This window comes from Pseudomonas sp. GW821-FHT03E01 (genome assembly GCF_059420765.1).
The window spans coordinates 1-807 of sequence record NZ_JBWKUI010000037.1 but is presented as its reverse complement, the minus strand read 5'-3'; the positions used below and the strand labels follow the sequence as shown (position 1 = coordinate 807).

Below are 807 nucleotides of genomic sequence, written 5' to 3'. Positions count from 1 at the left end.
GTCGTAGCTGTATTCGTAGCGCCCGCCCTGCGGGTCGGTCGCGTTGAGCAATTGGCGCTCGTCGTTCCATTCGAACTGCCAGGTCTGGCCGAGGTTGTCGGTGTATTCGGTGATCTGGTGCTGGGTGTTCCACCGGCGCGTACTGACGCGCTGCAGGCCATCGGTGATGCGCGTGACACCGGCGCCGAGGTCATAGTCGAACTGGTAAGCGTCGCCCTCGTCGGTCCAGTGCCCGACCACGCGCCATTCCTTTTCCTCGATGCAAGCCCACTGATAAAAACAGCGAAGGCCTGTGGGCAACTGATGCTCAGTCATCCGCCGCTCGCTGTCGTAAACGAAGCGGCGCTGTACCTGGCCTGCGGTATCGCGAACTTCTGTCAGGTTGCCTGACGGATCGTAGCCATAACTCACCAACACTTCACGGCGCTGGTCCGGGTAGACCCGCTCCACCTGACTGACTCGTGTCTGAAGGTAGATCAATTCCACCTGAACCAAGTCAAAGGTGTCGCGCAGTTTTACAAGACGTCCGGTGTCGTCATAGTCGAGGTGAACCCGGTTGTCATTACGATCACCCAGCTGGCTAAGGCGCAGCAGCGATGAACTTCCAGGTGTTGTATCGAACAGTCGATACAGTCCGCTGTCGCTTTCTATCAACAGCTGCCCATTAACGTGGCGCCGGACACTCAGCCCTTCACCGGCACTGAACACCGCGCCGCCCAGAGGAATCGAGCCCATATCGATGCGCCGGCCCTGTTCATCGGTGTACACCAGCGTTTCCCCGCCCTCCGGGTGAGGCAGGATTTCAAC

The 807-nt window shown here is 59.4% G+C and carries 1 pseudogene; it reads right to left on the bottom strand.

The features are described 5' to 3' along the window. Positions 1–807: pseudogene (locus tag AC07VO_RS29875) on the bottom strand (RHS repeat-associated core domain-containing protein); the annotation flags it as partial.